This is a genomic window from Acinetobacter sp. UBA2063 (assembly GCF_002333245.1).
GTDB lineage: Bacteria > Pseudomonadota > Gammaproteobacteria > Pseudomonadales > Moraxellaceae > Acinetobacter > Acinetobacter parvus.
The window spans coordinates 26,323-36,182 of record NZ_DDAH01000157.1; the positions used below are offsets into that span (position 1 = coordinate 26,323).

The window sequence follows — 9,860 nt, forward strand, 5'->3', positions numbered from 1 at the left end:
GATGGGTTTTCCCACTGTTCAGGCAGAAGAAGTGACCACATTGCCAACGATTCGCGTTATGGCTGAATCTGAGTTACGTGAGGAAGTGGGTCCTGTTCCATTTCAGGAAGACATGAAAGTGCGTCAGGCTTTGCAACACCGTATATATAAGACCCACAGTGATATGCAGAATGAGACCATAAAAGAAAGTACAGCCACTGTTGATTATCAGCCGAAAGCAGCCGATCCTGACCCATCTCAAATTCCGTTGCAATTACAACCCTATAATATTTTTGCCGTGGCGGAAGGTTTTCAGTCGTCAGACCCAACCAATGGGCTGTTTAAAATGTTGCAACCTTTTAATATTACTCGTGACAATGTCGATGGCATTCGTGATGGAACAATAAAAATTAATTTTGATGAGGTTCTGAGATTGCAGCAGCAAATTCGGGATGAGTTAAAAAGTCAAAATCAATTTCTTATGCGCTAAAGATTTTGAATTGTTGTTGGGAAAACCCCCACATATATAATGCGGGGGTAGCCTTTTATTGTTTTAGATAACGTTCAAAAATCCTAGAGAAATCATAATTTTCTATTTGTTTTCTGCGCTCTGTAAACTTGTTTTCAACCTGGATTGTGGTTTGTGAAATAATATCTGGCAAGTTTAGCAAAACCTGTTCTGATAATTCACGTAAGGAAAACATATTATTTACAGCTTGCTGAGTGATCACCAAAGAATTCATTTGTCTTTCAATTTCTTTGCATGCTTCGCCAATACTAAATAGGGCTTTATATAGATCACGGACTTTTTCAATTTGTGATTTTTCAATATCAATTGAATAACTTGCACCACCGAGTTGGAATTTGATTTCGACGTCCCGATCAATTGTACCTGCTGTTTCTAGAAGTACCCGACTGATTTGATTGTGTTTATAGGGATAACGATAAAGGGTACGTTTTTTACTGACAGCACTGGTTCCATCTAAATGTATAAAGGCAGTATTGGTAAAGCAATACTCATCCGTTTTTGCCTTGATCAAGAAGAAAATCTTTTCATTGTCTTCATGGAAAATATAGTCATCAATATCAGTTTTATCATAATCTTGCGGTTCAATAATCTTACCGATATCACTGGTTCCCATTAAATCTGCTGCCATATTTTTAAACATTGTTAGAGCCTTATCGTTTATTGGAGTTAGGATCATAATTGGCGAAGTATTGTTCTGTCTAGATTGAGTTTTTCATTAGGTGATATTTACCGTTTATCAGAGCTCTACTGAATCAAGCAAAATTTTGCTGTAGTCTTAATAAGTTGAATAGGCATTAAAATCGTGCTGAATATTAAAATTTAATAAACTAAAGAAATTACATTTTGAGAGAATCTTGAATAAATTTAATATTTTAATAAAAGAGAGAGGAGTTTTGCTTCTTTTTCTTATGGGACTGGCTTGGTTAACATTACCATCGAAATGTAGTTCGGAAAGTTGTGCTTATACAGCAATTTTAGCTGGGTTATTTACCTTTGGTTTGATGATTATTGTAGGAGTATTCCTTTTAAATTCTTGGTATAGATTAGTTAAAGAAGAAAATGAAAATAACGCGACAATCAAAGATTTTTTGATTTTGGTTTTAATATCTATCATTTATCTGGCGCAATGGTTTTTAATGCCATAAAAAATCCTCGCCGAAGCGAGGATTTTTGCTTATCAAAAGAGTGTATTAAACACGTTCGATAATAGTCGCGATACCTTGACCAAGACCGATACACATCGTCGCAAGACCGATTTGAGTATCTTGTTGTTCCATCACGTTTAACAATGTTGTTGTGATACGTGCACCCGAACAGCCCAATGGGTGACCCAATGCAATCGCACCACCATTCAAGTTGATGATGTCTTGTTTGTCATAGACGCCTAAGCCTTTCATGACTGATAAGCCTTGAGCAGCAAATGCTTCGTTTAATTCGATAGTTTGGATATCCGCCATCGTTAAACCAGCACGTTTAAGCGCTTTTTGAGTTGCTGGAACTGGACCGTAACCCATGATTGCAGCATCACATCCTGCAATTGCCATAGAACGAATCACAGCACGTGGTTTTAAACCAAGCGCTTGAGCACGTTCAGCAGACATAACTAACATTGCAGAAGCACCGTCAGAAAGAGCAGAAGAAGTTGCTGCTGTTACTGAACCACCTTTAGGATCGAAAACTGGTTTTAACGCTTTGAATGCTTCAAGGTTTGCATCAGCACGAATCACTTCATCGATGTCGCAAAGGATTTTGAAACCATTTGCATCATGACCTTCAACACCAACGATTTCGTTTTTAAAACGACCTTCTTGTGTTGCAGCCCAAGCACGACGGTGAGATTCAACACCGAAGGCATCTTGTTCTTCACGAGAGATACCGTTCATACGACCTAACATTTCAGCCGTTAAGCCCATCATGTTCGATGCTTTCGCATAGTGTTTAGATGCTTCAGGGTTCAGGTCGATGCCGTGCATCATACCGACGTGACCCATATGCTCTACACCACCGATGATGAAGATGTCACCTTGATTGGTTGCAATCTGTGCAGCAGCCGTGTGGATTGCTTGCATAGAAGAACCACACAAACGGTTAACCGTTTGACCGCCAGCAGTCTTTGGAATATCAGCCAATAAACCAATATTACGAGCAATGTTCATACCTTGCTCTAAAGTTTGGTTTACACAGCCCCAAATGATGTCTTCAACTTCGTTGGTATCAAATTGGTTACGAGCAACAAGTGCACGTACTAATTCAGCAGATAAACTGTCGGCACGTACATTGCGGAACATGCCGTTACGTGATTTGCCCATGGCAGAACGAACGCCATCGACAATCACAACGTCACGTGGATTTAAAGTAGCCATTCACGTCGCTCCTTAACCGTAGAATTTTTTGTTGTTAGCAGCCATGTCACGCAACATTTGTGGCGCTTCATAAGCTTTACCTAAATGTGCATATTTGTCGCAAAGCGCAACGTATTCAGCAACACCTGTTTGGTCGATGTAACGGCATGGACCACCACGGAATGGAGGGAAACCTACACCCATGATCATCGCCATATCTGCTTCAGAAGCAGTTGCAACGATGTTGTCTTCTAAGCAACGAACTGTTTCGTTACAGAAAGCAAGCATCATACGGTCAATGATTTCTTGTGGATCAAATTCGCGTTTTTCAGATGTTGCCACAGATGCCACAAGCTCGTATGCAGTTGGATCAACCACTTTGACTTTTTTGCCTTTGCGATCCAATTCATATTTGTAGAAACCTACGTCATTTTTTTGACCAAGACGTTTGTTTTCGTACATGACTTGGATTGAGCCTTTAAAGTCTGGCTTCATGCGGTCAGGGAAACCTTCTGCCATCACTTCTGCGCCATGTACACCTGTATCGATACCCACAACGTCGATTAGGTAAGCAGGACCCATTGGCCAACCGAATTTTTCCATGACTTTGTCGACTTGCTGGAAGTCTGCGCCATCTTTAAGTAACAAGTCGAATGCACCAAAGTAAGGGAACAATACACGGTTCACTAAGAAACCTGGGCAGTCATTCACTACGATTGGTGTTTTACCCATTTTCTGAGCAAGAACCACAGTGGTCGCAATTGCTTCAGGTGAAGTTTTTTCACCACGAATCACTTCAACCAATGGCATCATGTGTACTGGGTTGAAGAAGTGCATACCAACGAAGTTTTCAGGACGTTGTAATGCTTTCGCAAGGCGTGTAATTGAGATTGTAGATGTGTTAGATGCAATGATCGTGTTTTCACGAACATGCTTTTCTGTATCTGCAAGTACGATTTCTTTAACTTTAGGGTTTTCAGTTACCGCTTCGATCACGATATCTACTTCTTTAAACTCGTCATAGCTTAAAGTTGGGCGGATACGTGCCAAAGTTTCACCCATTTCGGCAGGTGTCATTTTTTTACGTTCAACTTGCTTGGTCAGCAATTTGATTGCTTCAGACATCCCCAATGCTAATTGTGGGTTGCCGATGTCTTTCATGATAATTGGTGTGCCTTTGCTTGCCGCTTGGTAAGCAATACCACCGCCCATGATACCCGCGCCGAGTACAGCCGCTTGGTTCACAGGATGTGCACCTTTTTCATATTTTTTCGAGGTCTTTTTCACTACTTGGTCGTTGATAAACAAACCAATCAACGCACCTGCTTGAGGCGTTACAGCAGCTTTAGCAAAGCCTTCAGCTTCTGCTTTGAGCGCGTCATTACGTGGCAAGTTTGCACCTGCTTGTAATGAGTCAAGCAATAACTTAGGAGCAGGGTATTGTGCAGGGTTTGCTTTAGCTAATACCGCACCTTTCGCCGTGTTGAACGCCATCATTTGTTCAAGTGGGTTCAATTTTACAGGGTCTAATTTTTCTTGGCGTTTTGCTTTCCAGTCCAAACGACCCGCAAGTGCTTGTTTAACTAAGTCAACAGCAGCTTCTTGAAGTTTGTCAGCAGCGACGACTGCATCTACAGCGCCGTCTTTGAGTGCAGCATCAGGGCGTTTAGGGTTGGCCATTGCCATCCATTCAACAGCATTGTCGATACCGATTAAACGGCTTAAACGTACACTGCCACCGAAACCAGGGTATATCCCGAGTTTGATTTCTGGTAAGCCAACCTGTGCCTGCTCTGACATGACACGATAGTCACATACCAGACACATTTCAAAACCGCCACCCAATGCTGTGCCGTTGATTGCAGCAACTTTTGGCATGTCTAAATCTTCAAAGCTGTTGAAGATTTCATGGACAGGCATAAGCCAGTCAACAATCGCCTGTTCACCTGCAGCGAAGTTGTCGCCAAATTCAGTGATGTCTGCACCCACGATAAATGTTGATTTACCAGAGGTAACAACTAAGCCTTTAATGTCGTTATTGGCTTTAACTGCAGCAATCGCTGCCTGGAAGTCTTCGATGGTTGCACGGTTAAATTTATTAACCGACTCACCTTGTAGGTCAAAGCGGAATTCTGCAATTCCGTCCGCAAGCATTTGGACGGTAATGGCATTGCCAGCGTGGATCATGCCTGATCTCCTTGTTGTGGAGGATTCTAAGTTGATGTCATAAAGCTTATGCGCCTGGAAAGGCGCAAAAATGCTTCGCTAATCTTACGATAACTATATCCAAAAAGAACATAACAAGTTGTATCAAGCCGTGACGCGAGGGTCATCAATTTGTTGTAACTCATCGATTGTGTGAATCAGCTAGGCCATAAAAATGGGATAACAGTGTATTCCACTTTCTTCAAAGATGGGTTTGGATAGAGGATAAATATCGTTTTTGTTCGATTTAAGTAAGGAAAATTGGTGTTTAAGTACTTAAATTTGGTAAAATAGTCGGCTTATTTTTTGTGTGCGATTTGGAAAATTTGCGATCAAATTGGCATTGGGTTTTCATCTGGGCAGATAGAGTAAGTTATGATTAAGTGGATCATATTAGCGATATTTATCATTTCTGCGTTGTATATTCAGCGCCGTGGTAAAGTGAAACATTCGTTTTATCGTCAGTTTTTTGACCATTCAACCATTCTGGCACCCATTAATTTTTTAATGTACCTCTTTTCCAGAGTGCCAAACCAGCCGTATATCGATACCCAGTATTTTAAGGATTTAAAGATTCTTGATGAAAACTGGGAAATGATTCGGGATGAGGCCAAGGCCCTATATGACAAGGGTGGCATTAAGGCATCCAGCAGCTATGATGACTTGGGTTTTAATTCTTTCTTTAAAACAGGCTGGAAACGTTTTTATCTGAAATGGTATGACTCGGCACATCCATCTGCGGCTGAACTCTGCCCGAAAACAACGGCTTTATTAAAGACATTACCTAGCATTAAGGCGGCAATGTTTACCGAGCTTGCACCAGATAGCCGTTTAGTTCGCCATCGTGATCCTTATGCGGGTTCATTGCGTTACCATTTAGGTTTGATTACACCAAATGATGATCGCTGTTTTATTGATGTCGATGGTCAGCGTTATTCATGGCGTGACGGTGAAAGTGTCGTGTTTGATGAAACTTATATTCACTATGCGGAAAATACCACTGACCAGAATCGTATTATCTTTTTCGCTGATGTGGAACGTCCATTAAAAACCCGTTTTATGCAAAAGTTTAACCACTGGTTTGGAAAAAGTGTCATGACCGCAGCTAGTTCACCTAATGAGGCAGGCGATCAAACAGGTGGCTTAAATAAAGTCTTTGGTTATGTTTATCAAATTCGTATCAAGGCCAAAGCGTTAAAGGCTAAAAATCGTCAGCTTTACTATTTCCTGAAATGGTTCATCATGTTAGGGCTATTTTTCTTAATTTTTATTCGACCTTATGTATTTTAAGTCTGAATGAGATCAACGCCCGAAAGGGCGTTTTTTTATAACGATGATTTAGTTATTTATTTGTTTATAAATGTTGGCAAAAACAAATTCAGTTGAGTACTCAAGATTATATTGAATCTTATCCAACCCAAAATCTGTCACATGTAAATGAACTAGCCTGTGATTTCTTTAATGGGTCTGCATTTAATAGCGCTGAACAAGCATTGAGTCGAGTCTTTAAATGATAGGTGTTATTTGAGTTATTGAATTGATGGATTTCAGCTCAATTCACTTGAAATTGATTTATGCAGACTACATCATCAAACCAATACTGATCATGAAAGTCTGCTGTGAATCCAAACGCGCGTGAACACATTGAAAAAATACTGACTCATATGACCCAATTGCCTGGTGTGTACAAAATGCTAGGCAAAGATGGGGAGTTGCTATATGTCGGTAAAGCGAAGAATCTAAAAAATCGTGTCTCCAGCTATTTTGTTAAAACGATTGAGCATCCCAAGACACAAGCTCTAGTTGCACGTATTTATGATATCGAGACATTGATTGTTCGTTCCGAAACTGAAGCGCTACTATTAGAACAAAATCTTATCAAATTACATCGTCCGCCATATAACATCATGCTGCGGGACGATAAGTCTTATGTCTATATCTTTGTTTCCGCAGATAAACCTTATCCTCGTATTGCCAGTGGGCGAGGTAAAGGTAAGCATCAAATCGGAAAATTTTTTGGTCCTTATCCAAGTGCATACAGCGCGCGAGATACTCTTTTAACCTTACAAAAACTATTTAATGTAAGACAGTGTGAAAATAGCTATTTTTCTCAACGCAAACGCCCTTGTCTACAATATCAAATCAAACGGTGTACAGCACCGTGTGTGGGGTTAATTAGCCCCGAAGACTATAAAGAAGATGTTGATAATTCAATTCGCTTCTTACAAGGCGATACTAAAGAGTTGAATCAGGAATTAATCGGCAAAATGGAGCAAGCGGCAGAAGCTCTTGAGTTCGAAAAAGCGGTATTTTATCGAGATCGGTTGTCTTTATTACGTGAAGTTCAAGCACAACAAGCGGTGTTTAAAATAAAAGGTGAGGCTGATATTTTAGCCATCGCCTATCAAGCGGGTGTCACCTGCGTACAAATCATGTATGTGCGTAATGGTCGTATGCTGGGAGGAAAAAGCTATTTTCCAGATATGTTGGGTGATGATCTTGGACAAATGCTCAGTGATTTTATTGCTAACTTCTACTTCCAAGTGGCAGATGAAATCCCTTCTGAGTTGATTGTGAATGTCGAACTTCCTGATCGAGTTCAACTCGAAGAAGCGTTACAACAAACCTTTGAGAAGAAAGTTCAGATCAAGCACAAAGTTCGAGAAACACGGGCTGAGTGGCAAGAGCTTGCACAAATGAACGTGCAGCATGCCATTAAAGGTAAACTCAGCAACCATTTGGAATTGAACGAGCGTTTTCATCAACTTGAACAAGTGGTTGGTCGTCCCATTGACCGAATTGAATGCTTTGATATCAGTCATACTATGGGTGAAGCACCGATTGCTTCTTGTGTGGTGTTTGATCAGGGCGGTGCGAGAAAGCGCGATTATCGCCAGTTTGCGATTCAGGATATTACGGGCGGGGATGATTATGCGGCGATGCGTCAGGCACTGATCCGTCGCTATAAAAAGAATATGTTGCCTGATCTGCTCCTGATTGATGGCGGTAAGGGGCAACTGCATATGGCCATGGAGGTGATGCTGGAACTCCAGCTCGATGCCTTTATGATCGGCGTGTCCAAGGGTGAGGGGCGTAAACCGGGATTAGAAACGCTGCATTTTACCGATGGCACCAAGATTCAGCTAGCAGAAGACCATAAGGCACTTCACCTGATCCAGCAGGTTCGAGATGAAGCGCATCGTTTCGCCATTACCAAACATCGAGCTAAGCGTGATAAACGCCGTAGTAGTTCAGTTTTGGAAGCTATTCCTGGGCTAGGGCCAAAACGCCGTCGTGATCTACTCACTCATTTTGGTGGTATACAAGGTGTTTTAAAAGCCTCGGAAAAAGAGTTGATGCTGGTGCCAGGCCTGGGTGAAGTCATGGCGAGAACGATTTATAAAATCTTGCATGAATAACTTGACCGATTGGCTCAAACTTTCAATGACTGATGGGTCAATGATCATTCACAAACAGGTAAAAACATTTAAAGATAGGATGGTTTGACGATTAAGGAAAGATAATGTCATTGCTTCCGCTGTATCAACAGGTTGAACATCAAGAGTGGATTGACATTCCCTCAGGATGGTTACAAGGTCGCACCGTATTTGGCGGTTTAGTTGCAGGATTATTAATCCAAAAGGCACAGAGTGTGGTTCATGATACAACAAAGCAGTTATTGAGTTGTAATGTGACCTTTGTTGGTCCTGTGCAAGAAGGGCAGGCTAAACTCACGGCGGAGGTGTTGCGAGAGGGTAAATCGGTTACAACCTTAGAAGTGCGGTTATGGCAAGCAGATACTGTACGAAGTATATTAATTGCGAGTTTTGGTTCGCAGCGTGAATCTCGGATTCATGTGCAAAATCTACCGCAAGTTCCTGATTATCCACTGCCAGCGCAGTTGGAAAAAACAGCTTATATTGAAGGCTTAATGCCACAATGTTTGCAACAGTTTGAACTATGTTGGGCTGAAGGGTATTATCCAATGGCTGGCAGCAAAGTGCCTGACTTTGGTGGATGGTGTCGTTTTATACCTCAGTTGCATCCAAATCGCGAAATGAAACTAGCCGATCTATTTGGATTGATGGATGTGTGGCCACCGGGTGTGTTGCCCATGTTTAAAACCCCTGCACCTGCAAGCTCATTAACTTGGCAGATTACCTATTTGCAGCCGATTGCTCATCAAGTACAGGATTGGTTCAAATACAAAGTAGTGACTGAATATGCTGAACATGGTTATTCAACCGAGTATGCCTATCTTTGGGATGATGAAAATCGACTGATTGCGATACTTCGACAAACAGTTGCCGTTTTTGCCTAGTCGACACTGCCGTGCATTTCGTATAAAGTCGCTTACACATGGATACAATCTCGGCACATCCTTTGTGCGACATGCATATTTGATGCGAACAACATGGCGGTGTTTATGAGCACAGGGCGAATCCTGAACATTCCTAATATTTTAACTTTGGCGCGTATCGCCCTCATTCCTGTATTTTTGGCAATTGCCTATTGGCCGCCTGCCATTGGGATTGCTGAGCATCATGGGGGAATGATGCGACATCTGATATTGACCGCAATCTTTGTTCTTGCGGCAGTGACAGATTGGTTCGATGGGTATTTAGCTCGAACTTTGAATCAGACTTCTGCTTTCGGGCGTTTCCTAGATCCTGTTGCTGATAAGCTGATGGTTGCGGCGGCATTGATTGTACTGATGCAATGGCAACCGACCACTTCAATGGCTTTTGCGGCGATTGTGATTATTTCCCGTGAAATTACTGTTTCAGCATTGCGTGAATGGATGG

9 protein-coding genes are annotated in these 9,860 nt (G+C 41.7%); 6 read left to right on the plus strand and 3 right to left on the minus strand.

What is annotated here, in order from left to right; translation table 11 throughout:
• The first annotated feature begins 1 nt into the window (after position 1).
• On the plus strand, positions 2-469 hold the full coding sequence (locus B4H32_RS07240; protein ID WP_286801088.1) for a hypothetical protein: 468 nt from the start codon (positions 2-4) through the stop codon (positions 467-469).
• 55 nt (positions 470-524) lie between these two features.
• On the opposite strand, the gene B4H32_RS07245 is transcribed toward B4H32_RS07240, so the two are convergent.
• On the minus strand, positions 525-1,148 hold the full coding sequence (locus B4H32_RS07245) for a PH domain-containing protein (RefSeq protein WP_004680719.1): 624 nt from the start codon (positions 1,146-1,148) through the stop codon (positions 525-527).
• 214 nt (positions 1,149-1,362) lie between these two features.
• On the opposite strand from B4H32_RS07245, the gene B4H32_RS07250 reads away from it, so the two are divergent.
• The gene (locus B4H32_RS07250) at positions 1,363-1,653 is read left to right on the plus strand and encodes a hypothetical protein (protein WP_228127118.1); all 291 of its coding nucleotides are present in this window, start codon (positions 1,363-1,365) and stop codon (positions 1,651-1,653) included.
• Positions 1,654-1,698: 45 nt separating this feature from the next.
• Here the strand turns inward: B4H32_RS07250 and fadA are convergent, their stop codons facing one another.
• Together fadA and fadB are read right to left on the minus strand one after the other, a co-directional pair.
• On the minus strand, positions 1,699-2,871 hold the full coding sequence (gene fadA / locus B4H32_RS07255; RefSeq protein ID WP_004680717.1) for an acetyl-CoA C-acyltransferase FadA: 1,173 nt from the start codon (positions 2,869-2,871) through the stop codon (positions 1,699-1,701).
• A 12-nt stretch (positions 2,872-2,883) separates the two neighbouring features.
• Positions 2,884-5,037, minus strand: a complete 2,154-nt coding sequence (fadB, locus tag B4H32_RS07260) for a fatty acid oxidation complex subunit alpha FadB (RefSeq protein WP_286801094.1) — start codon at positions 5,035-5,037, stop codon at positions 2,884-2,886.
• A 393-nt stretch (positions 5,038-5,430) separates the two neighbouring features.
• On the opposite strand from fadB, the gene lpxO reads away from it, so the two are divergent.
• From lpxO to pgsA, 4 genes are all read left to right on the plus strand, one after another.
• Entirely contained in the window at positions 5,431-6,345 is a 915-nt protein-coding gene (gene lpxO / locus B4H32_RS07265; protein WP_004763708.1) for a lipid A hydroxylase LpxO, read from the plus strand.
• 329 nt (positions 6,346-6,674) lie between these two features.
• Positions 6,675-8,474, plus strand: a complete 1,800-nt coding sequence (gene uvrC, locus B4H32_RS07270; protein ID WP_286801101.1) for an excinuclease ABC subunit UvrC — start codon at positions 6,675-6,677, stop codon at positions 8,472-8,474.
• A gap of 104 nt (positions 8,475-8,578) precedes the next feature.
• Entirely contained in the window at positions 8,579-9,376 is a 798-nt protein-coding gene (locus B4H32_RS07275; protein WP_286801102.1) for a thioesterase family protein, read from the plus strand.
• A 105-nt stretch (positions 9,377-9,481) separates the two neighbouring features.
• A partial coding sequence (gene pgsA, locus B4H32_RS07280; protein WP_286801103.1) for a CDP-diacylglycerol--glycerol-3-phosphate 3-phosphatidyltransferase occupies positions 9,482-9,860 on the plus strand: 379 nt, incomplete at its 3' end.